The following is a 21,088-nucleotide window of genomic DNA, read 5'->3' as shown; positions in this document are numbered from 1 at the left end:
CAATAAAAGCTTTGTCCGTTCACGTTCTTCCCTTGGGATACCCGCATGCTCGAAGCAACCGTCAAAAAGATCCTCCAAGCCCGCGTTTATGAAGCCGCTTGTGAGACCCCGATTTCCCCTGCACCCTTTTTGTCGCGTCGTTTCAACAACCAGATTTTGATTAAGCGCGAAGATCTACAGCCGGTGTTTTCGTTCAAAATCCGTGGCGCTTATAACAAAATGGCGCAGCTCACCCAGGATCAAAAAGATAAAGGCGTGATTGCCGCTTCCGCCGGTAACCATGCTCAAGGGCTGGCCATGGCCGCGAAGCTGATGGGTGTCAAAGCCGTCATTGTGATGCCGCGTATTACCCCCGATATCAAAGTGCAGGCGGTGCGCGCCCGGGGCGCCAAGGTCATCCTCAAAGGGGATGCCTTCGCTGCTGCAGCCGAGCATGCTCAAGAGCTGATCAAAGAGCACGGTTACACCTATATTCCGCCGTTTGACGATATTGATGTGGTGGCCGGTCAAGGCACCATCGGCGTGGAAATTCTGCGCCAACACGCTGGGCGCTTAGACGCCATCTTCGTGCCGGTTGGCGGCGGTGGTTTGATCGCCGGTGTCGCGGCCTATGTGAAGTACCTCCGCCCGGATATCAAAGTAATCGGTGTCGAAGCCGAAGACAGCGCCTGCCTCAAAGCCGCCTTAGAGGCGGGTGAGCGTGTGGTGCTCGAGCAAGTGGGTGTATTTGCCGAAGGCGTCGCGGTGGCACAAATTGGCGAGGTGCCGTTTTCGTTGATCAAAGATCTGATTGACGGCGTTATCACCGTCAATACCGATGAAATGTGTGCAGCGGTGAAAGATATTTTTGAAGATACCCGTGCCGTGGCGGAAACCTCTGGCGCGCTCTCGCTGGCAGGGCTAAAAAAATACGTGCAGCAGACCGGTGCCGAAGGCGAGACGCTGCTGTGCATTAACTCAGGCGCCAATACCAATTTTGATCGCCTACAGCACATTGCCGAGCGCACGGAACTAGGCGAGCAGCGTGAAGCGATCCTGGCGGTGACCATTGCCGAGAAACCCGGTAGCTTTAAGAAGTTTTGCCGCACGCTAGGCAAGCGTATGGTGACCGAGTTTAGCTATCGCTACGCTGACAGCAGTGAAGCGCATATCTATGTAGGCGTGCAGGTTAAGCCCGGCGGTGAAGATCGACAGGCAGTGATCGACAAGCTGCGTGAGAGTGGCTATCAAGTAGAAGACTTGACTGACAATGAGCTGGCGAAACTGCATATTCGTCACCTAAGTGGTGGCCGCCCCAGCGAACGTTTCGAAGAAGAGGTATACCGTTTTGAGTTCCCCGAGCGCCCCGGTGCGCTGATGAACTTTTTGACGCAGTTGCCACACGACTGGAACATCTCGCTATTTCATTATCGCAACCATGGCGCTGCCTACGGCCGAGTGTTGGTGGGAATGCAAGTCCCAAACGGTGACCGTACTCATGTGGCAGAGTACTTAGATGCCATCGGCTACCGTTACTGGCGTGAAAGCGATAATCCGGCCTACCGATTATTTATGGCTTAGCGCTGCCCTGAGGTAAGCATAAGACGTGCGTAAATAGTTGTGTGTAAGTGGTTGCTTACCTTTAACGTCAGAGCTGCTAGTAACATAACGTAACTTAATCCTCAGAAATGAGGCTAAAAAAGGTCGCTAAACTAGTTGTCAACGATGGCCTAATAGCCCTATAGTCGTGAACGAAATTAAGCAAATCTGCCACCCTTTTGAAACCGTAAAGTGTGGTGGATTTAGCACATTCGGCAACGGTAAAGGTGTTGGAGAAGCGGCATGCGGCGGAAGAAGCCTGATATGGTAATGGCGTTGATGGTGGTATTTGCATTAGGAGTGCTGGCTACCGGCTATGCGCAGGCGTTGTCGGGAAGCTAATTCCCCGCAAGGTGACAGATAGCAGACGAGAGGGGCTGATCCTTTATGGGGTCAGCCCTTTTTTATGGCCAGTTTTTAAGGACAGCGATTGCCGGCGAACGTAGCCTTGGTCACTGACCACCACCTGTAAAGGCACATCCCATGGCTCCACAGGCAGAGAAGCCACCTGTTGGCAGGCATGGGCGACGCCAATCAAAGTAGGCGATGGGCCGGGGCGGTGCATGAACGCTAAGCTGCGGTCGTAAAATCCACCCCCCATGCCCATGCGGTTTGCATTAGCATCAAATCCGACTAGCGGCACAATCAGCGTATCTAGCGCCCAAGTGGGCAGCCGATTACGCCGCTGGGCACTGAATCTCACGTCAGGCTCCCAAATACCAAAACGGTTTTTTATCATTGGGGTGTCAGGACGGTAGGCAACAAACCACAGGCGGTTAGCGCTAAACGGACGTAAAACCGGGAGATAAATATTGACGTTACGCTGACGTAGCCAGGGAATAAGCGGGGTAGGATCGATTTCGCCGTTGACAGGCAGATAAAGACTTAAGCGCCGTGCGCGGCGTATTTCAGGCAGGGTTTTCAATCGTTGGCACAAGCGCTGTGCCGCAAGGCGTTGCTCATGCTCAGAAAGGGCTCGGCGTTGGTGACGTAAAGAGCGGCGGAGCGCGCGCTTATCGTCGTCCAGATAGAGGCTTTCCATGCAGATATTCTTTTATCCTCTATATTTTCGCATAGCCTAGACTTTGGGTGTTCTCCAGAGTGCCGCTGTCATTCTGGCCCTGAACCTACTGGTTCAGGTGGGTGGCCGCAGCCAGACCGTCAGGCTTTCCGACGCACGGACATGCACACGGGCCTGGCTAGCATTTGGCCCCCTGGGTATTACGCATAGGCTCGAGGGACTATAACGACTGGCGTACACCCCAGAGAACCCCGCCATCCTAACAGAGCGACGGCTAATGCCAAAGGTCTGGGTTAAACGTTCGCCGAGTCTTTAGATCGTTGACAGCGCTTTCAGGTAAAGCCTAAGACTGGCGCGTTTTGGATAATGCCCGCTCAAGACGCTCATTTAAACGGTTCAGGCTCTCTTCACCGGCACGGTGCTCATCCATGGCTTCAAGAAGTTCGTGGGTGATATTGAGGGCCGCCATGATCGCCACACGCTCACTCCCCAGCACGCTGCTTTGGGCATTGATACCCTGCATGGCGCGGTCTAAGTAGCGCGCGGCGCGATCAAGTTTGGCTTCTTCGCCCGTGTCGCAGGCAATGATATAGCCGCGCCCTAATAGGGTTATTTCTTTGGTTGGCCGCTTGGCGTTGCTCATCAAAGACTCCAGCACGGGCCAGCAAGGGGCCCAATGCGTTAACATCACAGCATAGGAAGATAGGTGTCACTCACTATAAGAGAGGCACTTGTGCGCGGTCAACGCGCGGGCGAGTGCATCTCGTACCATTGCCGCCACCCTATCCCCCACACGCCCAGTAAATACGAGGTTATTAAATACTATGTCATTGATTGATGAGCGTCAGGACTTCTCCGATGTCGCAGATGTCTTTCTTCTCCATGGCAGCATGCAGTCGCCGGCTTTTTTGGATGGCCGCTTATGTGCGCTGCTGGCGTTACGCGATGTGAATGCAGAGGCTTGGTTGGACGAAGTCTGCCAGAGCCTTGGTGTTGAGCAGCCCCGCGATCAGGCAAGTGCCGAGCGGCTATTAGGCTGGCGGCGGCAAACCGTAGAGGCGCTTAGCGCCAGCGACCTGGACTATACCCCACTGCTACCCGACGAGCTGTTCTCCCTGGGCGAGCAGGCGCAGGGTCTTAAAGAGTGGACGCTGGGCTTTATTGAGGTGATCGATGAAGTGGCCGACAACGAGCTGCGCGAGCGTTGGTCTCAGGCGCTCCGTGAGGCGATTGATGACTTGCAGGCGCTGGGTCGGATAGATACCGATATCGACGACAGCCCCGAAAACGAAAACGATCTGTTTGCGCTTACCGAGCATGCCCGCATGGCCGCTATGCTGCTGTATACCGAGCAGCACCCCGGTATGCCGCAAGTCGAGCAAACTGACGCACCCGTTCACTAATCCCGTTGCCTAGATAGGAGCCGCTATGCTGTCCGACCCTGTGTTGCCTACGTTGTTACCTCGCCCCCCTGCGATCAGTATGGGCGAGTACCGCCACCGCCGTGACGCCTTAATGGCCCAGCTGCCGGATAACGCAGCGGTGGTGCTCCCCGGTGCCGGACTGATGACCCGTTCACGGGATAGTGAATTTGCCTTCCGTCAGAACAGCGATTTTTACTACCTGACGGGCATACACGAACCAGATGCACTGCTGTTGCTGCTACCAGGACGCGCTGAAGGTGAAAGCGTGGTGTTCTGTCAGGATCGCGACCCCACCATGGAAGCCTGGACAGGGCGCCGTTTGGGTGCCGAAGGCGTGGTCGCTGATTACGGCATCGATCAGGCGTTTGAAAACGCAGTACGTGATGAGCGGCTACCTGAACTGTTGGCAGGTCGTGAGCTACTTTATCTGCCCCTAGACAATGCTGAAGCTGTCAGCATGGCTGAAGATGCTTTACATGAAGCCCTGGTCGGGCTTAGACGCGGTCGGCCGCCGCTAAAAGGTTGGCTGGATATCAGCCCGTTGGTTCACGCCATGCGGCTGATCAAAAGCAATGCTGAAATTGCCCTGCTCAGACATGCGGCACTGATATCTGCCCATGCTCACCGGCGCGCCATGCAGGTGGCGCGCCCAGGGCTGAGCGAATTTCAGCTCCAGGCAGAGTTAGAGCATGAGTTTGTCTGGCATGGGGCCAGTGGCCCTGCCTACAGTACGATTGTGGGGAGCGGTGCCAACGCCTGCGTACTGCACTATATTGAAAACAGCGCACCGCTGTGTGAAGACGGCTTGGTGCTGATCGATGCAGGTGCCGAGTTTGAGTTATATGCTGGTGATATCACCCGCACATTCCCGGTGTCCGGGCAGTTCAATGATGCCCAGCGGGCGCTCTACCAAGTGGTGCTCAACGCCCAGCAGCGCGCTGTGAGTGCCGTCCAGCCGGGTGCCACCCTTGCTGATATCCACCAGGGCGTGGTGCATGACTTAACTGCCGGGCTGATTGAGCTTGGCCTGCTGGAAGGCGACGTTCAGGCGCGCATCGATGATGAGAGTTATCGACGTTTTTACCTGCACTCAACGTCACACTGGTTGGGGCTGGATGTGCACGATGTCGGCACTTACCGGTTGGATGAGCAAACACCTCGGCCACTGGTTGCAGGTATGGTGCTCACCGTGGAGCCTGGCCTGTATATTCCTAGTGAAGACGATATTCCTGATGCCTATCAGGGTATTGGTATTCGTATTGAGGACAATGTGGTCGTCACTAACGAAGGCCATGAAGTACTGACCGCCGACGTGCCTAAACAGGTCGTTGAAATCGAAGCATTGATGGCTAAAAAGTAACCAGTCATCAATGTCTATAAAAGTCTTTATGTAAATTACGTTACGAAATTATTATTACCTCTTTATGAGTCGGCGTCGTGGCCGGGAGAAGCCAATGCAGCAGTCTAATCAGGCGGTTAAGGGAGCGCTGACGCATGACATTGTGATTGTGGGCGGGGGGCTGGTAGGCGCCAGCTTAGGCTGCGCCCTGGCGCCGCTGATTGAACGCTATGGCTGGCGTGTGGCGATCATTGAGTCGGCGCCTATGGCTGTTCAGCCACAGGAAACGACCTGGCAGCCCAGTTTTGATGCCCGGGCCAGTGCGATTGCAGAAGGTTCAGCCCAGCGCTTCCAACAGTTGGGTGTGTGGGAAGCGATGCGTGATGAGGCCACGCCTATCAAACGTATTCATATCAGTGAGCGAGGCCGCTTAGGAGCGACACGGCTGAGCGCTGACGAGCTGGGCGTCGCCGCGCTGGGGCATGTAATCCCCAATGCGTGGATGGGCCGTGTGCTGCACCAACGGCTTGCCCAACTGCCGCTGGAGTGGCACTGCCCGGCGAAGGTTGAGCTACTTACCCCCGTAGCTAATGGGCATGAGCTGCATCTCTCAGACGGTAGCCAGTTGAAGGCAGGACTGACGGTATTGGCAGATGGGGGACGCTCCGGTCTTAAAGAGCAGTTAGGCATTGGCAGCCGCCATGAATCTTACCAGCAGACGGCGCTGATCGCTCACGTGGGGGTAAGCCAGCCCCACATGGGCGTCGCTTATGAGCGCTTTACCTCCCAAGGGCCAATGGCGCTGTTGCCGCTCCCCGGCCAGGCCATGGAGCTAATCTGGACGCACCCCAGTGGTAGCGAACAAGCGCGTATGGCGCTTCCCGAGCGTGAATTCCTGCTGCAACTTCAGCGTGCCTTTGGCGACCGAGTGGGTCGCTTTACCCGGGTCGGCACCCGGCACGCTTATCCGCTTTCACTGGTCACCGCTGAAGAACCGGTGCGTCCAGGGCTGGCGGTATTGGGTAACGCTGCCCACGCTTTGCACCCGGTCGCGGGGCAGGGGTTCAACTTGGCCCTGCGTGGGGTAATGGATCTGGTCGAAGCGCTGGAGCAGGGTGAGCAGGCCAAGCGGCCGTTGGGCGATATGAGTACGCTGCAAGCCTTTGAGAAGCAGCGCTCCCGAGACCGCGCCAATGTGATTCGCTTTAGCGACGGCCTGGTGCGGCTATTCGGGCTCTCCTTCCCGCTGTTGCCCAATGCCCGGGCCGCGGGGTTAATCGGCTTGAATCTGGTTGGGCCCCTGCGGCGAGGGCTGGCTCGACGCGCCATGGGCTTAGAACGTTAAGCTTATACATCCTAGGCCATGAATATGAACAAGGGAACGCTATGCATACGGACTCATCCATTGCGAAGCCGCCAGTGGAAAGCTTTGAAGCGATTATTGTTGGCGGTGGCATGGTCGGTACCGCACTCTGCGCGCTGTTAGCCCAGGCGGGCATGCAGGTAGCGCTTGTTGAGGCAAAGCCCGCGCCGTTAAGCCTTGAGAATGCCACTAGCCAGCTGCCAGCCCCGCGGGTTAGCGCGTTAACGCCGGTCTCTCAACGCTTGCTAACCCATGTGGGCGCTTGGCCCGCGATGCAGAAAACCCGGGTAACGCCCTACCAAGGCATGCAGGTATGGGATGCCGAAGGGAGTGGTGAAATCGCCTTCTCCGCCGACGAGGCGGGAGTAGCCGTACTGGGCCATATTGTTGAGAATGCGGTCACGCTGGCCGCGCTCAATCATCAGGTCGTTGAGCATCCCAATGTCACCCCATTTTTTGGCGCTCGCCTACAGGCGCTGCAGCGCCCAAGCTCATATCCTTCAAAGCAAGCCTCAAGTGGCGACTGGCTGATACTTGACGATGGGCGACAGCTACATGCGCCGTTAATCATCGCCGCAGATGGTGCCCACTCGGTGCTGCGCGAAATGGCCGGTATTGAGGTGGCCAGCGACGATATGCAGCAGGAGGCAGTGGTAACCACCGTTACGTGCGCCAAGTCCCATGGTGGCGCTGCTCGGCAAGCGTTTATTGATGGTCGCCCACTGGCGTTTCTGCCGTTAACCGTGGAAGGGAATGACCATTACTGCTCAATCGTATGGTCAACCACGCCGGAGCACGCCGCTGAACTGAGTGAACTGCCCCGCGAAGCGCTTGGGGAGGCACTGGGGAGAGCATTTGGTCATCGCCTAGGTGAGGTAACGGTCTGCGATAAAGCCCACCGTTTTCCGTTAGTGCAGCGCCATGCCCGCCACTATGTGCAGCCGCATTTTGCTCTGGTGGGCGACGCTGCCCACAACATTCACCCGCTGGCGGGCCAGGGCGTCAATTTAGGCCTTATGGATGCGGCGGTCTTGGCAGAAGAGGTGGTGTATGCCTGGCAGCGCGGTGCGCCCTGGGGAGAGTTAAGCACCTTGAAGCGCTATGAACGCCGGCGGCGCTTTGATAACAGCGCCATGCTGGGGCTCATGAAGGGGTTTAAAGTACTGTTCGGCAGCCACGACCCGGCGTTGACGCTGGCGCGTAACCTGGGAATGAGTGGCATGAACCAGTTGGTGCCGCTAAAACGGGTATTGATGCGGCAGGCGACCGGGGAGCGCGGCCGCCTGCCGCTTAGCTGTCGTTAAACCGGGCTGTCGTTAAATCAGGTTGCCGTCAACGCCGTTGACGGTCGACTACGTTGAGTGCTTTAAGCAGATTAAGCGCCTCGCTGAGTTGGTAATCATTGAGTAGTCGCTCGGCCATCTCCTGGCGATCCCGTGGCGCCTGCTGAGCGCTTAGGTGGCCCTCGAGGTCGGCTTCACGAATCTCCCGGCGGCTCTCGGCGACTTCCAAGCGACCACGCACAACGTCTACATCGGGCTCAATGCCTTGGGCCTGAATGGAGCGACCGTTGGGAGTGTAGTAGAGCGCCGTGGTAAGTTTGAGTCCTTCGCCATTACCGAGTGGCATAATCTGCTGCACTGAACCTTTACCAAAACTATCGGTGCCCATAATCACACCACGCCGCTGATCCTGCAGCGCCCCGGCGACGATTTCCGCCGCTGACGCACTGCCACCATTGATCAACACGACCAGCGGCACATCGGCAGCGGGCGTGGTGGGTGAGGCAGAGAACGACATTTCGGTATCTGAGAGGCGCCCCTCGGTATACACGATCAAGCCCTCATCCAGGAACAGGTCGGCAATGCCGACGGCGGCCTGTAGCACCCCACCGGGGTTATTACGTAAATCGAGTATCAACCCTTCTAAAGGCTGTTCGCGAGCCATAAGCTCAAGCGCATCGCGCGCCTGTTCCGGTGTGCGCGACTGAAACTGACTAACGCGCAGGTAGCCATAACCGGGCTCGAGCAGCTCATGTTTAACGCTTTCGCTGCGAATAACCTCGCGGGTCAGAATAAATTCCCGCGGCGAATCTTCGCCTGAACGCAGCACGCTAATGCGTAGATCGGTGCCCGGCTCACCGCGCATCAGGGTGACGGCCTCTTGCAGCGACATGCTGTCGGTGGGGGTGCCATCAATGGCGACGATAATATCGCGAGAAAGTAGCCCCGCGCGGGAAGCGGGGGTGTCGTCGATAGGCGTAATCACCATGAGCTGACCATTCTCGGTGCCCACCTCGATACCGATGCCGCCAAATTCGCCCTGAGTCGACTCGCGCAGGCTCTGGTACTCCTCCTCATCCAAGTAGGCGGAGTGGGGATCTAGCTCGCTCAGCATGCCGCGCATAGCGTTGCGCAGCAGCGTACTGTCATCGACCTCCTCAACGTAGGCACGCTTAATGCGCTCAAACACCTCGGCGAAGGTCTGAATATCTTCCAGGGGTAGTTGGTCGTAGGATGGCTCATCCACTGCACCGCTACCGGCTGGCTGGGCGAGCAACGGTAGCGGGGCCGCCAGTAAAGCAATCGGGAGCAGGGTAGCCAAGAAGCGCTTGGCGGGGGCTGATACCCCGGTAACTGATAGCGTCATGCAGACTCCGCAGGGCGATAGGTGGCGCCATAGCGCGCACCCTGTCGTGGAAAGTGTTTAGTTGAAAATGAACATTGAGACATCAATAGTCATGCAGCTTATCCCGTCAGCGACGCGCAATCCAACGCTGTGGATTAATTGGTTCACCCCCGCGGCGAACTTCGAAGTAGAGCGCCGCGCGGGTTTGACCACCGCTATCACCTACGCGACCAATTTCATCACCGCGACTGACCTGCTGACCAGGCCTGACGCTAAACTGTTGCAGGTGAGCATGCAGCGTCATGATCTGGTCACCGTGGTCGATAATCAACAAGTTACCAAACCCCCGCATCCAGTCAGCGAATACCACCCGGCCAGTGTGTACGGCAGTGACCGGGGTGCCCGCGCTGGCCTGAATCACAATACCGTTATAGTGCACGCCGTCGCGATGGTGAAAACTGCTGCTGATTGAACCCTGTACCGGCCAAGGCAAATCACCTTGGGTGCTTACAATATGCGTAGTAGGCGTGGGTTCAGCAAGTTTTGCCATCTCCGCCTGGATATTACGGAGTACCCTTTCGGCCTCTTCGCGGCTCTGATTGAGGTCGGCCAGCCGCTCCTCTTCGCTTCCGTAGCGGTCATCCAGATTGGAAACAACGCCTCGCCGTTCGGTGGTGCGTTGGGCTAACAGCGCGCTTTGCTCTTCTAACTCGTCGGCCAGCGTATCGAGGCGGGCCTGCCGCTCGCTTAGTTCCTCCTGAGTATCGGAGAGCGCCGTATCGAGGCGGGCGATAGCATTTAAGCGGCGATTGCGTGCTTCGGTCAGCCGATTCATATACGCCTGCATACGATCAAGCTCGGACGGGTCGCCCTGGTTAAGCAGCAGTTTGAGCTGCGGCGTTGGGCCAAGGCGGTAAAGCGCTGAGAGCTGCTGGCCCAAGGCTGCATATTGATCGGCACGCTCGCTCTCCAGTCGGTCACGATGTTGACGGAGCTGGGTCGTTTCATCATTCAACTGGCGGCGCTCAGCTTGTAGCGTGTCTAAGCGCTGATGAGTCTCGGCAAGCTTGGTTTCGACTTCCTTGAGCTCGCGTTCGGCGCTATCGCGGGCCTCGCCAGTGGCGCTGAGGCGTTGGGCAACGGACTCGATCTCTTGGCCAATCGCATCCAACTGCCGGCGCGCCGCACTTTCATCCTGCTGGGCGAAGCCTGCTGGCGCATAACTTATCGCCAGCAGGAGGGTCATTGCCAAATAGCACCGATTAGACATTACTTATAATGGATCAGTGGTTTACCCGTCATCGCCTCGGGCTGTTTCTGATCCATCATGGTCAACAGCGTGGGGGCCAGGTCGCATAGTTTGCCCTCTTCAAGCGAGGCCGCACGTTCGCCGACGTAAATAAGCGGCACCACAAAGGTGGTGTGGGCGGTTTGCGGTGCGCCGGTTTCGGGATGAACCATCTGTTCGGCATTACCGTGGTCGGCGGTAATTAAGCAGGCGCCGCCTGCACGCTCGATGGCTTCAACGACACGACCCACGCAGGTATCGACGGTCTCAATGGCTTTTACCGCCGCATTGAAGTCGCCGGTGTGGCCGACCATATCACCGTTGGCGTAGTTACAAACGATCAGGTCGAAGCTGCCGCCGTCAATGGCATCGACAAGCTTATCGGTAATCTCAAAGGCGCTCATTTCAGGTTTTTCGTCGTAGGTGCGCACATCACGGGGAGAGGGCACGAGGATGCGCTCTTCGCCTTCGTACTCGGCTTCGTTACCGCCTGAAAAGAAGAACGTCACGTGGGGATACTTTTCGGTTTCGGCAATACGCAGCTGTTTCAAGCCACGCTTGGCGACGACCTCCCCCAGGGTGTCATTGAGATCCGATGGCGGGAAGGCGGCAGGCGCAGGAATGTCAGCGGCGTACTGGGTCATCATTACCAGCCCTTTACCGGCAAGCTTAGGGCATGCCCGCCGCTCGAAACCGTTGAAATCCGGCTCGGCAAAGGCACGAGTTAACTCACGGGCGCGGTCGGAGCGGAAGTTAAGGAAAATCGCTGCATCGCCATCCTGCAAAGTAACTGCTTTTTCTTTGGAACCGTCTTTGAGCGGTATGCTGCTAGCCGCCACAAATTCATCGGTTTCACCACGCTGATAGGCGTCACGCAGTGCGGTTTCAGCGCTGGTGGCGTAGTACTCTGCTTGGCCATCGGTAAGCAGACGGTAGGCCTGCTCGACGCGCTCCCAGCGGTTGTCGCGATCCATGGCGTAGAAACGGCCAATAATCGAGGCGACAAAGCCATTGTCAGCGCCCACCAGCTCGGCCAGGCGAGCATTGGCGCGCTCTATCGAGGCCAGCGCACTTTGCGGTGGCATATCACGACCATCGAGAAAGGCATGAATAAAAATACGCTGGGCCCCACGGCGTGCCGCAAGTTCGGCCATGGCAATAAAGTGGTCTTCATGGCTGTGGACGCCGCCGGGGGAGAGCAGGCCAATCAAGTGTACCGGCCGGCCATTGGCGACAGCCTCGTCAATCGGCTGGGTGAGGTTGTCATTAACATCCAGGTCGCCGTCTTCAATCGCCTTGCTGATACGGGTAAAGTCCTGATAAACGATACGTCCGGCACCAATATTCATATGGCCAACTTCAGAGTTGCCCATCTGGCCATCGGGAAGCCCCACGTTAAGGCCATCGGTGTGAACGAAGGCGTGAGGGCGGCTTTCCCACAGTTTATCCATTGTCGGCGTATGGGCAGCGGCCACCGCATTATGGTCGCTCTCGGGGTTGTGGCCGTAGCCGTCGAGAATAATCAGCGCCACGGGGCGCGGGGTGCGAGAAGTATCCATAAAAAAACCTCGTTAAGATTGGCAAGCCGAACGACTCGAAAATTCGGGGTCGCGACAGGCGCACGCTTGGGGCATCATAACGCAGGCAACTGCCAGGCGTCATGAGTTAGGCCTGCGCGGGAAGCTATCTGACGTGTATACTTGTCGCGTTTTGGCAGCGGTTAGGCCGCTTTTTTCTGCATAGACCAAGAGATTGTGTTCGCGATGATCGATCAGGTGTTCGAATTCGTACAGAACCACCCCCTGCTAGTTGGGGCATTTTTGCTGGTGCTGATAGCGTGGATTATTTATGAAACGCGCAGCGCCGCCACGAATGCACTGACTGCCTCGCAGGCCACTCAGCTTATCAACCGCGAAGACGCGGTGGTGCTGGATATCCGTGAAAACAAAGACTTCAAAGCCGGGCATATCGCGGGGGCGCGCAACATTCCGCAGAGCAACCTCGATAGCCGCATGAGCGAACTGGATAAAGTAAAAGCCCAGCCGGTCATCGTGGTTTGCAAGCACGGTCAGAGTTCTGGCGCCGCACAGGCCAAGCTCACCAAAGCAGGCTTTGAGCGTGCTTACAAGTTGAGAGGCGGTATGGCGCAGTGGCAAGGCGACGGCCTTCCGGTGGTTAAAAAGTAAGCAACGCTACCTTTATTTAATGAACAATCAGGAGTTTTCTCATGGCGGAAGATAACAACACCCCGCAGGCTGGTGCCGCGGCGGACGAAAAACCGCAGCTCAAATTCTCGCTGCAGCGTATTTATGTAAAAGATATTTCGTTTGAAGCGCCCAATTCACCTTCGGTGTTTAAGCAGGCGTTCAAACCCAAGGTGAACCTGGATCTTAATACCACCAGCACTAAAATTGCTGATGACCAGTATGAAGTGGTGGTCAAAGTTACTGCCCAGGTGAACGACAACGAAACCGGTACCACCTCTTTCCTGGCGGAAGTGGAGCAAGCGGGCCTTTTCCGTATTGCCGGTATTGAAGGTGCGCAGTTGGATCAAACCCTAGGCGCTTTCTGCCCTAACCTGCTGTTCCCCTACGCCCGCGAGTGCGTGGATAACCTGGTCAACCGTGGTGGTTTCCCGCCACTGATGCTGGCACCGGTTAACTTCGAAGCGATGTACGCCCAGCGTAAGCAGCGCGAAGCTAAGCAAGCCGCCGAAAACACTCACTAAGCGATGCCAAAAGCCATGTCAGAAACGCACGCCGCTGATTGGTACGCCCTGCATGGCAAAATGCCACGTCTCTATGTGCCTGCTGCTTTCGTAGCAGGCAGAGAACTTGCATTGCCTGACGGCCCGGTGCGTCATATCACCCGCGTGTTGCGCATGGGCGAAGGTGCACCGTTGGTGCTATTTGATGGCCAAGGTCTTGAGGCGGGGGTGCGCTTGGCGGACGTTAGCCGCAAGCAGACGCTCGTGCGGGTCGAAGCGGTATGGTCGGGCAGTGGTGAATCGCCGCTGTCTGTCCATTTAGGCCAGGCCATCTCTAAAGGCGACCGAATGGATTATGCCATTCAGAAGGCCGTCGAGTTGGGCGTTGCGGCAATTACTCCACTGTATACCGAGCGCGGTGATGTGCGCTTAAAGGGCGACCGTGAAGATAAAAAGCTCGCCCACTGGCAGGCAGTGGCGGCCAGTGCCTGCGAGCAGAGTGGCCGTGCGGTGGTGCCCCAAGTGCATTCACCGATGCCGTTATCAGCATGGCTTGAAGAGCGCCAGGAGCCGCTGCGCTTGATGCTGCATCTAGCGACCGGCAATGCGTTTGATCGCCAAGACCGACCGGCTTCGGTAGCGCTGCTTATCGGCCCTGAAGGCGGTTTAAGCGAGAGTGATATCGCCGCTGCCCAAACCGCTGACTTTACGCCGCTGACTCTTGGCCCACGGGTTTTGCGTACGGAGACGGCACCGGTGGTGGCGCTTTCGTTGCTGCAGCACTACTTTGGTGATTTGTAAGTACTTACTATCAATCGAAGCCTTGTCAAACTGCTTTTCCCCTTCGCTTGCTTGCCCCTGAGCTCTTTGTCTCTGATTCCGGCCCATTTCGATATGCCTGCTGAAGGCCCTTAAGCACGATGGGTTTAAGCATCGGCAGCGGTTCACCTGATAGCCCACTGATCACCAGCAAGCGGTGTTGTCGGCCTTGCGCATAGCCCAGATAGCAGGGCAGCCATATCGGCGTTGGGGCGCTATCCAGCACTTGAATTCGCCAGTGGCGTGGTGTCGCCATGCGCTCCCATAGCCACAGCTGGTCCAGTGCTTCTGGCGTTGGCGGTAAGCCGCTATCAATGTTAAGTGCTGAGCTGGGTTCTTCGGCCTGGGTGGGTAGTTCGGTGCCCACTAGTAGTAGTGCACGGCGCATTTCCTTAGCACACAGTAACCAAGCACCCGCTGCACCATTCGATAGGCCTAGCGGTGCCGCCCAGAGGCCAACCCAGGCAGGTTCGCAAGCCGTCGCGCCAAGGCGCTGTAAGCACCGTTTAGCAGCATCTTCTTCAATCCGCCGCGCAAGTGTTAAGCGTTCAGCCATTTGCCCACCCCTGCAGCAGCGCTAGCATGCCCAGTATGAGACAAAACCAAGCGAATAGGCCGATACAGCGACGGCGCGTCAACCGTGCCTCTTGACCAATCACCTGGGCGTTATCGGCTCTTGCGGCCAATACGGCCTGCATATCCGGCGCGGCTTCGGTCATCATCACATCGCTTAGCTGATCTTGGCTGGGTGCGGTTGCTGTTAGGCTAACGAGATAGCCAACGCTCATCGAAACCGCTACCCCCACCGTGTTGTTATACAGCCACGAGATATCGAGGAGCGCAGACACGGCCCATACGGAGAGCATGCCGGCAATCAGTCCGGCCATCGCTCCCCGTGCGTTGGAGCGGTGGCTAAAAATAGCCAATAGGAAGGTACCTAGTAGCGCCCCGTAAAACCACGAGCCGATTTGGTTGACCGCCTCGATCACAGGGCCAAGATTACCGGCGAAGAAAGCAAACAGGGTGGCATAAAGCCCCCAGAAAATGGTGGCCGTGCGTGATGCTTTCAGATAATGAGCATCGCTGGCATTGGGGTTGATATAGCGACTATAAAAATCCCGCACGGTTACCGCCGAAAGCGAGTTGAGCGCCGAGTCGAGACTCGACATCGCCGCGGCAAACACCCCGGCAATGACTAGTCCCGCCATGCCTGAGGGAAAGGCGCTGACGACATAGCGGGGTAGCAGTTCATTGAGATCCTCGGGGGGCGTTAGCCCATGCTGCTGGTAATAGGCGGCCAAGATGATGCCAATAAATAGAAACAGCAGCATCTGCGGAATCAGCAGGTAGCCGCCAATCAGCAGCGAGCGCTGAGCATCGAGCACTGATGGGCTTGAGAGCACTCGCTGGATTTGGCTCTGGTCAGTGCCGAAGTAGGCCACATGGAGGAAAAAACCGCCGAGTAAGCCTGCCCATAGCGAGTAGGTTACGCTGGGGTCGAAGGATAAATCGATGGCGTTGAACATGCCGCTGGCCGCGCCGAAGTCGAAGACATCGCCCCAACCGCCAGGCAGGCTGGTCACTAAAAAGAAGATGCTTAACAGTGCACCAAGCCAGAGTACGAACATTTGCACCACATCGGTCCAAATTACCGCGCTGATACCGCCCATCACGGTATAGGTGATGGCCAGTACCGCCATAATGATAATGGTGAGGTTAACGCTCCAGCCGGTCACCACTGCAAGCACGAGCGCTGGCGCATAGAGCACCACGCCAGTGGCTAGGCCGCGGGCAATCAGAAACAGCAGGGCTGTGAGGGTTCGCGTCGCTGGGCCGAAACGGCGCTCCAGCAGTTCGTAAATACTGTAGATGCCCGCGCGGTGGAAAATAGGTACCAGCACCAAAATCAACACAATCATGGCCAAGGGCACATTGATAAACGTCACCAGGCGTTCAAGGCCTCCCTCGAAGCCCCAGCCCGGCGCCCCGATAAAGGTGATCGCGCTGGCTTGGGTCGCCATGACCGAAAGACCGATGGCCCAGCCGGGAATTTTGCGTCCGCCTAGAAAATAGTCTTCGGGGTTATGCTGATCTTTGCCGAAGCGTGAACCAATCCAGGCTATTAAGCTGATGTAACCAATCAAAACGATCGTATCAAAAAGCGTGAACCCTTCCATGTTCGCCCCCTTACGCCTAATTTTGTCTAGTGTTTTTGAGAGTAGCAGGTTGTGGAGTGTTTGCTTTTTCAGGCGTCAGGCATGCTTTCAACCACTAAAAAATGCTATCTCGCTTTGCCCTGTGGGTGTCAGGCACCATAATGTTGGTCTATTTTCTTGAAGGACGTTACCCATGGTGCGTGAGTCACACTCATCCCCCCGATCCGCCAGCGATGCAGCCGCCCAGTTGGGAGAAGTGGCGTACCTAACGGTCACGGCCGTCAATAACATCGGGGCGTTTTTGCAATGGGGGCAGCCGAAGGATGTGTTGCTGCCGTTTAGTGAGCAGCAGTTCCGCCCTGATCCCGGCAAACGTGTACTGGTCATGCTGTATAGCGACGACCAGGGGCGGCCAGTGGCGTCGATGAAGCTGGATCGTTTTTTGACCGATGACGCCTGGGCCATGGAAAAGGGTGACGAAGTCGCCGTCATAGTGGCGGAGCGTACTGATCTGGGTATGAAGGTGGTGGTGAATCACCGCTACTGGGGGCTTATTTACCAGGACGACGTCACCCAGCCATTGCGCCGTGGTCAATCAGTCAAGGGCTACGTAAAGCAGCGTCGTGAAGATGGTCGCCTAAATATCTCGCTGCTACCGCCAGGTGCGGCTCGTTTGGATGTGGTGGGCGATAAGATACTGCAGGTATTGCGTGAAAGCGGCGGCTATTTGGCGCTGGGGGATAAAAGCCCTGCTCATGAAGTTAAAGCCCGTTTAGGGGTGAGTAAAAGCGCCTATAAACAGGCCATTGGGCGGCTTTATAAGCAGCAGCTGATTACCCTAGAATCTGGAGCTATCCGCTTAGTGCCCGGCGCGCTTAGCGAGTAGTTAGCGGGGGCAGTTGGAGCCGGGCGAGCAGTACGGCATACTGAGCATCAATTGTTTATGTTTGGATAGTGCCCCCGATGAGCCAATCAAATCTGCATCTCGGCGTTGTGATGGATCCCATCAGCGACATCGCTTACAAGAAAGACACCACCATGGCCATGCTATGGGCCGCCCAGGAGCGCGGTTACACCCTGCACTATATGGAGCAGGAAGACCTTTTCTTGAATGCAGGGCAAGCCTACGCACGTATGCGGCCGTTAACGGTGCATCGTGATCCGAACCACTGGTACGACCTGGGCGAGCCCTCTGCGCGTCCAATGGTTGAGCTGGATGTGGTGCTGATGCGTAAAGATCCGCCCGTCGATGCCGATTTCACTAACGCCGTGCATTTATTAGGTTTTGCTGAGCGTGAGGGTGTGCTGGTGGTTAACCCCACGGCAGCGCTGTTGCAGTGTAATGAAAAGCTGTTTGCGCAACAGTTTCCTCAGTGCTGCGCGCCGACGCTTGTGGCCAGCCGCGACGATGTACTGCGCGCCTTCCATGCGGAGCACGGCGATGTAATCTTCAAGCCACTGGATGGCATGGGCGGTACCGGCATTTTTCATATTGGCCCGGAAGGCCGTAATATCGGCGCGGTCATTGAGCAGCTTACCTTGCGCGGGCAGCGGCAAATTATGGCCCAGCGCTACCTGCCGGAAATTAAGAATGGCGATACGCGTATTCTGTTAGTCGATGGTGAGCCCGTTCCTTTTGGACTGGCGCGTATACCCTCTGCGGGCGAGACTCGTGGCAATCTAGCTGCCGGAGGGCGGGGCGTGAGTCGCGAGCTTACTGATCGTGATCGCTGGCTAATTCAGCAGGTACAGCCCATGATTCGGGACAAAGGCTTAATGTTTGTCGGCCTCGATGTCATCGGTGACTATATTACTGAAATCAACGTCACCAGCCCCACCTGTGTGCGTGAAATTGATGATCAGCGGGGCACCAATATTGCCGGTTTACTGCTGGATGCCATCGAGCGCCGCTTAGCCTAGGCACGGCTTCACTCTTATAATGACACTTATTACGCTATGTCTGCTGAGATGCCAGCAGGCAGTGGGAGACGCATGCAAAGTTTGAAACATCACTTTCTAATGGCTATGCCGCATTTAGAAGATCCTAATTTTGCCGGTAGTCTGATCTATCTTTGCGATCACGATAACAACGGCTGCATGGGGGTGATTACTAACCGACCGTTAGAGATCACGCTTGAGGCGCTGTTTGATCAGCTGGAATTAGGCGGTGAAACAAGCCCACATCGTAATGCGCCGGTTTATTATGGCGGGCCTATGCATAAAGACCGTGGCTTCATTCTGCATGTCGGCGATAGTCAGCAGTGGGACTCGAGTATCCAGGTGGAGGACGGTATTGCGCTGACCACCTCGCTGGATATTCTTCAGGCCTTTGCCGCTGGCGAGGGGCCAGAGCACTTTTTAGTCTGCTTAGGCTGCGCGGGCTGGGAAGTCGGGCAATTGGAAGAGGAGTTGAAGGAGAACAGCTGGCTAACGGTAGAAGCCGAGAGCAACGTGCTCTTCAATACCCCGCCCGTTGAGCGCTTAACCGCGGCGGCTGGTTTACTCGGTATTGATCTTAACCTAATGACCCGAGACGCGGGGCACGCCTGATGGCCGAAGCGGGGCAGCGCTTAATCCTGGCCTTTGACTACGGCACTCGGCGTATTGGTGTGGCGGTGGGCAACGAGCTGCTGCGCAGTGCGCGCGAGCTCACTCCGCTGACGGCAAGGGATGGGATTCCCGATTGGAATGTCGTGTCACGGCTACTTAACGAGTGGCAGCCGGATCTGTTAGTGGTGGGATTACCGTTGAATATGGATGGTAGCGAGTCAGATATGAGCACTCGCGCTCGCAAGTTCGGTAATCGTTTGCATGGCCGTTTTGGTAAACCGTGTGAAATGGTCGATGAGCGTGGCACCACGCGAGAAGCTAAGCTAATCGCTCGCGAGGCGGGCCATAAAGGCAATTATCGTCAAGACAGTGTCGATGGCATTGCGGCTATTCTTATTCTTGAAGGCTGGTTCGCCCACCAGGAAGGCTTGCCTGGCGGGCGCCTTTCTCTATAAGTTCTACCTTGAAATTCCTACCCTTAAACTTTTGCGCTTTAACGATCCAGCGTGCCCGTTTGGGTGGGTACGTACCAGCGCACGGGGCGTAGCTCTTTTTCGATTAGCTCATCGACATTGAGCAGTGTCGCGAAAATCGCCATTCGCATGGGGATACCGTTATCGGTTTGGCGGAAAATCGCCAGACGCGGATCGCCGTTAAGGTCGACGTTTAAATCATTCGCGCCGGGGCGGCTATCCCTGGGTAGCGGGTGCATCACAATGGTGCTTTGGCTGCAGCGGTGATCGAGAAAATCGCGGTTAACCATAAAGTCGTCAGAGAGCCCCTGAAAGCTCTCATTCATCTCGTCGGTAAAGCGTTCCTTCTGTATCCGTGTGGTGTACACCACATCTAAATCGGCAAAATCACTAGCGAGAGAATCGCGCTGCTCAATGCGGTGGCCGCGAGAGGCTACTAAGTCAATCAGCTTGGAAGGCATCTCAAGGCCCGGCGGCGACACCAGGGTAATGCGCAGCGGGTCATAGAGGGATAAAAGCTTAATCAGTGAATGTACGGTACGGCCGTACTTCAAGTCGCCGGTGAGTAAAATATGCGCACCGGTCAGTGATTTACCTAGGCGCTGAAACTCTTTATCAATCGTATAAAGGTCAAGTAGTGCTTGGCTGGGGTGCTCCCCGGGGCCGTCGCCACCATTAATAACCGGTACATTCGTCGCCGCGGCAAACTCAGCCACCGAGCCCTGGTCGGGGTGGCGCATTACAATGGCGTCGCAGTAGCCACTCATTACACGGCTGGTGTCATATAGTGACTCTCCCTTCGCCATAGAGGAGAAAGTGAAGCCCGTGGTGTCACACACACTGCCACCTAAACGACAAAAGGCAGCATTAAAGCTTACACGCGTACGAGTGCTGGCTTCAAAAAACAGGTTGCCGAGTACCGCCCCTTCCAACACTCGTGTCACTTGGCGCCGTTGAGCAATCGGCTCCATGCGTGCAGCCACACGCAGTAAATGATCAACGCTTTCACGGTTTAATGAGTCGACTGTTAGCAGGTGGTGGCTCATGGCGGACCTCAGCAAAGTGGTAGATGAGTCTAGTGTAACCGCCAATGAGGGTACCGCCGAAGGGGTTTAATCCACTCAATATGACGAATTTGTAATTTTTCTACAAAACCGCTTGCCAACCCGTCAGCGAATCCGTAAAGTACGCATCCGCTGCCGGGGACGCCAAGCGTTACCAGCGGTGAATAAGGTGTAAAAGCCTTGGTTTGTCAGGAGGTTAGAGCAGGTTGTGTCGCTCGCCTCACTCGCTAAAAAAACAGCGATTGACAAACACCACGGAATGCGTAGAATACGCCTTCCTCGCTGAGGCAAGCCAGTTCAACGGCAAGCCGAGTGGCCCAGTTTGTTTATTAGCTAGCCACCACAGCGAAACAGCTCTTTAACAATTTGATCAGGTAATTCATGTGGGCGCTTGCTGATGTTGGTGACAAATCACCAAATATCAAGGCAAGCGACTCAAGCAATAAGGTTTTAAAGGATTCGTCCTTTGGGATCTGTTTTGAATGAATTCGTTTGAACCTTGAGCCAAGTTTGATCCGCTTTTGTTGCCTTCGGGTGACATGTAAGGATCACATAGATCTTAAACTGAAGAGTTTGATCATGGCTCAGATTGAACGCTGGCGGCAGGCCTAACACATGCAAGTCGAGCGGTAACAGGGGTAGCTTGCTACCCGCTGACGAGCGGCGGACGGGTGAGTA

Annotated in this window: 20 protein-coding genes, 1 rRNA gene and 1 other RNA gene; 13 read left to right on the top strand and 9 right to left on the bottom strand. The window is 56.3% G+C overall.

The window, feature by feature from the left end:
- The first annotated feature begins 45 nt into the window (after nt 1–45).
- The gene (gene ilvA, locus ACW17M_RS00110) at nt 46–1,560 is read left to right on the top strand and encodes a threonine ammonia-lyase, biosynthetic (protein ID WP_009286372.1); all 1,515 of its coding nucleotides are present in this window, start codon (nt 46–48) and stop codon (nt 1,558–1,560) included.
- 403 nt (nt 1,561–1,963) lie between these two features.
- On the opposite strand, the gene ACW17M_RS00105 is transcribed toward ilvA, so the two are convergent.
- The 3 genes from ACW17M_RS00105 to ACW17M_RS00095 form a co-directional block, all read right to left on the bottom strand.
- Nucleotides 1,964–2,620: a 5-formyltetrahydrofolate cyclo-ligase gene (locus ACW17M_RS00105; RefSeq protein ID WP_009286373.1), complete on the bottom strand. Its 657-nt coding sequence runs from the start codon at nt 2,618–2,620 to the stop codon at nt 1,964–1,966.
- 47 nt (nt 2,621–2,667) lie between these two features.
- Nucleotides 2,668–2,850: non-coding RNA, 6S RNA (gene ssrS / locus ACW17M_RS00100), on the bottom strand.
- A gap of 92 nt (nt 2,851–2,942) precedes the next feature.
- Nucleotides 2,943–3,242 carry a cell division protein ZapA gene (locus ACW17M_RS00095; RefSeq protein WP_022521011.1) on the bottom strand — a complete coding sequence of 100 codons (300 nt, stop codon included), beginning with the start codon at nt 3,240–3,242 and terminating at the stop codon, nt 2,943–2,945.
- A 181-nt stretch (nt 3,243–3,423) separates the two neighbouring features.
- Here ACW17M_RS00095 and ACW17M_RS00090 point away from each other — a divergent pair, with 181 nt between their 5' ends.
- The 4 genes from ACW17M_RS00090 (at nt 3,424) to ACW17M_RS00075 (ending at nt 8,029) form a co-directional block, all read left to right on the top strand.
- Complete coding sequence (locus tag ACW17M_RS00090) at nt 3,424–4,002, top strand: UPF0149 family protein (RefSeq protein ID WP_039857873.1); 579 nt, start codon at nt 3,424–3,426, stop codon at nt 4,000–4,002.
- Nucleotides 4,003–4,042: 40 nt separating this feature from the next.
- Nucleotides 4,043–5,383, top strand: a complete 1,341-nt coding sequence (gene pepP / locus ACW17M_RS00085; protein WP_027958477.1) for a Xaa-Pro aminopeptidase — start codon at nt 4,043–4,045, stop codon at nt 5,381–5,383.
- 94 nt (nt 5,384–5,477) lie between these two features.
- Complete coding sequence (ubiH, locus tag ACW17M_RS00080) at nt 5,478–6,707, top strand: 2-octaprenyl-6-methoxyphenyl hydroxylase (RefSeq protein WP_027958476.1); 1,230 nt, start codon at nt 5,478–5,480, stop codon at nt 6,705–6,707.
- Nucleotides 6,708–6,748: 41 nt separating this feature from the next.
- A complete protein-coding gene (locus ACW17M_RS00075; protein WP_041157471.1) occupies nt 6,749–8,029 on the top strand; it encodes a UbiH/UbiF/VisC/COQ6 family ubiquinone biosynthesis hydroxylase in 1,281 nt (426 codons plus the stop codon).
- Nucleotides 8,030–8,057: 28 nt separating this feature from the next.
- Here the strand turns inward: ACW17M_RS00075 and ACW17M_RS00070 are convergent, their stop codons facing one another.
- From ACW17M_RS00070 to gpmI, 3 genes are all read right to left on the bottom strand, one after another.
- Nucleotides 8,058–9,374 carry a S41 family peptidase gene (locus tag ACW17M_RS00070; protein WP_009286378.1) on the bottom strand — a complete coding sequence of 439 codons (1,317 nt, stop codon included), beginning with the start codon at nt 9,372–9,374 and terminating at the stop codon, nt 8,058–8,060.
- Nucleotides 9,375–9,480: 106 nt separating this feature from the next.
- Nucleotides 9,481–10,599 (bottom strand): murein hydrolase activator EnvC family protein, encoded by a 1,119-nt coding sequence (locus ACW17M_RS00065; protein WP_235270462.1) that lies wholly within the window; start codon nt 10,597–10,599, stop codon nt 9,481–9,483.
- A 23-nt stretch (nt 10,600–10,622) separates the two neighbouring features.
- Nucleotides 10,623–12,200, bottom strand: coding sequence for a 2,3-bisphosphoglycerate-independent phosphoglycerate mutase (gpmI, locus tag ACW17M_RS00060; protein ID WP_041157473.1), 1,578 nt, complete (start codon nt 12,198–12,200; stop codon nt 10,623–10,625).
- A gap of 204 nt (nt 12,201–12,404) precedes the next feature.
- On the opposite strand from gpmI, the gene ACW17M_RS00055 reads away from it, so the two are divergent.
- Genes ACW17M_RS00055 through ACW17M_RS00045 form a run of 3 tightly spaced genes read left to right on the top strand, consistent with a single transcriptional unit; the run spans nt 12,405 to nt 14,149 of the window.
- Complete coding sequence (locus ACW17M_RS00055; RefSeq protein ID WP_027958472.1) at nt 12,405–12,827, top strand: rhodanese-like domain-containing protein; 423 nt, start codon at nt 12,405–12,407, stop codon at nt 12,825–12,827.
- Nucleotides 12,828–12,868: 41 nt separating this feature from the next.
- Nucleotides 12,869–13,369, top strand: coding sequence for a protein-export chaperone SecB (secB, locus tag ACW17M_RS00050; protein WP_027958471.1), 501 nt, complete (start codon nt 12,869–12,871; stop codon nt 13,367–13,369).
- A gap of 15 nt (nt 13,370–13,384) precedes the next feature.
- Nucleotides 13,385–14,149, top strand: coding sequence for a 16S rRNA (uracil(1498)-N(3))-methyltransferase (locus tag ACW17M_RS00045; protein ID WP_051430501.1), 765 nt, complete (start codon nt 13,385–13,387; stop codon nt 14,147–14,149).
- Between the two features lie 25 nt (nt 14,150–14,174).
- Here ACW17M_RS00045 and ACW17M_RS00040 read toward each other — a convergent pair whose 3' ends face one another.
- Nucleotides 14,175–14,723 carry a hypothetical protein gene (locus ACW17M_RS00040; RefSeq protein WP_457546701.1) on the bottom strand — a complete coding sequence of 183 codons (549 nt, stop codon included), beginning with the start codon at nt 14,721–14,723 and terminating at the stop codon, nt 14,175–14,177.
- On the bottom strand, nt 14,716–16,344 hold the full coding sequence (locus ACW17M_RS00035) for a sodium:solute symporter (RefSeq protein ID WP_009286380.1): 1,629 nt from the start codon (nt 16,342–16,344) through the stop codon (nt 14,716–14,718). Before ACW17M_RS00035 ends, ACW17M_RS00040 begins: the two co-directional genes overlap by 8 nt.
- Nucleotides 16,345–16,516: 172 nt before the next feature.
- Here ACW17M_RS00035 and ACW17M_RS00030 point away from each other — a divergent pair, with 172 nt between their 5' ends.
- The 4 genes from ACW17M_RS00030 to ruvX all read left to right on the top strand — a co-directional run bounded on the left by ACW17M_RS00030 (nt 16,517) and on the right by ruvX (nt 19,328).
- Entirely contained in the window at nt 16,517–17,209 is a 693-nt protein-coding gene (locus ACW17M_RS00030) for a CvfB family protein (protein WP_457546700.1), read from the top strand.
- A 77-nt stretch (nt 17,210–17,286) separates the two neighbouring features.
- Nucleotides 17,287–18,243, top strand: a complete 957-nt coding sequence (gene gshB / locus ACW17M_RS00025) for a glutathione synthase (RefSeq protein WP_027958467.1) — start codon at nt 17,287–17,289, stop codon at nt 18,241–18,243.
- A gap of 72 nt (nt 18,244–18,315) precedes the next feature.
- Complete coding sequence (locus ACW17M_RS00020) at nt 18,316–18,873, top strand: YqgE/AlgH family protein (RefSeq protein WP_027958466.1); 558 nt, start codon at nt 18,316–18,318, stop codon at nt 18,871–18,873.
- The gene (gene ruvX, locus ACW17M_RS00015) at nt 18,873–19,328 is read left to right on the top strand and encodes a Holliday junction resolvase RuvX (protein ID WP_022520995.1); all 456 of its coding nucleotides are present in this window, start codon (nt 18,873–18,875) and stop codon (nt 19,326–19,328) included. The genes ACW17M_RS00020 and ruvX overlap by 1 nt, the downstream gene beginning before the upstream one ends.
- Before the next feature lie 38 nt (nt 19,329–19,366).
- Here ruvX and ACW17M_RS00010 read toward each other — a convergent pair whose 3' ends face one another.
- Nucleotides 19,367–20,392: an aspartate carbamoyltransferase gene (locus ACW17M_RS00010; protein WP_027958465.1), complete on the bottom strand. Its 1,026-nt coding sequence runs from the start codon at nt 20,390–20,392 to the stop codon at nt 19,367–19,369.
- 579 nt (nt 20,393–20,971) lie between these two features.
- On the opposite strand from ACW17M_RS00010, the gene ACW17M_RS00005 reads away from it, so the two are divergent.
- Nucleotides 20,972–21,088 (top strand): 16S ribosomal RNA (locus ACW17M_RS00005); the annotation flags it as partial.

It is taken from the genome of Vreelandella sp. 2A-K22 (assembly GCF_054065485.1).
This window is presented reverse-complemented; position numbering and strand designations above follow the sequence as displayed.

Coding starts and splice junctions, on each gene's coding strand:
- ACW17M_RS00065 (WP_235270462.1), bottom strand. CDS start 10,599: ATGACCCTCCTGCTGGCGATAAGTTATGCGCCAGCAGGCTTCGCCCAG.
- ACW17M_RS00010 (WP_027958465.1), bottom strand. CDS start 20,392: ATGAGCCACCACCTGCTAACAGTCGACTCATTAAACCGTGAAAGCGTT.
- ACW17M_RS00105 (WP_009286373.1), bottom strand. CDS start 2,620: ATGGAAAGCCTCTATCTGGACGACGATAAGCGCGCGCTCCGCCGCTCT.
- ACW17M_RS00045 (WP_051430501.1), top strand. CDS start 13,385: ATGTCAGAAACGCACGCCGCTGATTGGTACGCCCTGCATGGCAAAATG.
- gpmI (WP_041157473.1), bottom strand. CDS start 12,200: ATGGATACTTCTCGCACCCCGCGCCCCGTGGCGCTGATTATTCTCGAC.
- ACW17M_RS00040 (WP_457546701.1), bottom strand. CDS start 14,723: ATGGCTGAACGCTTAACACTTGCGCGGCGGATTGAAGAAGATGCTGCT.
- ACW17M_RS00070 (WP_009286378.1), bottom strand. CDS start 9,374: ATGACGCTATCAGTTACCGGGGTATCAGCCCCCGCCAAGCGCTTCTTG.
- ACW17M_RS00030 (WP_457546700.1), top strand. CDS start 16,517: ATGGTGCGTGAGTCACACTCATCCCCCCGATCCGCCAGCGATGCAGCC.
- ACW17M_RS00020 (WP_027958466.1), top strand. CDS start 18,316: ATGCAAAGTTTGAAACATCACTTTCTAATGGCTATGCCGCATTTAGAA.
- ACW17M_RS00075 (WP_041157471.1), top strand. CDS start 6,749: ATGCATACGGACTCATCCATTGCGAAGCCGCCAGTGGAAAGCTTTGAA.
- secB (WP_027958471.1), top strand. CDS start 12,869: ATGGCGGAAGATAACAACACCCCGCAGGCTGGTGCCGCGGCGGACGAA.
- ubiH (WP_027958476.1), top strand. CDS start 5,478: ATGCAGCAGTCTAATCAGGCGGTTAAGGGAGCGCTGACGCATGACATT.
- ACW17M_RS00055 (WP_027958472.1), top strand. CDS start 12,405: ATGATCGATCAGGTGTTCGAATTCGTACAGAACCACCCCCTGCTAGTT.
- ruvX (WP_022520995.1), top strand. CDS start 18,873: ATGGCCGAAGCGGGGCAGCGCTTAATCCTGGCCTTTGACTACGGCACT.
- ACW17M_RS00095 (WP_022521011.1), bottom strand. CDS start 3,242: ATGAGCAACGCCAAGCGGCCAACCAAAGAAATAACCCTATTAGGGCGC.
- ilvA (WP_009286372.1), top strand. CDS start 46: ATGCTCGAAGCAACCGTCAAAAAGATCCTCCAAGCCCGCGTTTATGAA.
- ACW17M_RS00035 (WP_009286380.1), bottom strand. CDS start 16,344: ATGGAAGGGTTCACGCTTTTTGATACGATCGTTTTGATTGGTTACATC.
- gshB (WP_027958467.1), top strand. CDS start 17,287: ATGAGCCAATCAAATCTGCATCTCGGCGTTGTGATGGATCCCATCAGC.
- ACW17M_RS00090 (WP_039857873.1), top strand. CDS start 3,424: ATGTCATTGATTGATGAGCGTCAGGACTTCTCCGATGTCGCAGATGTC.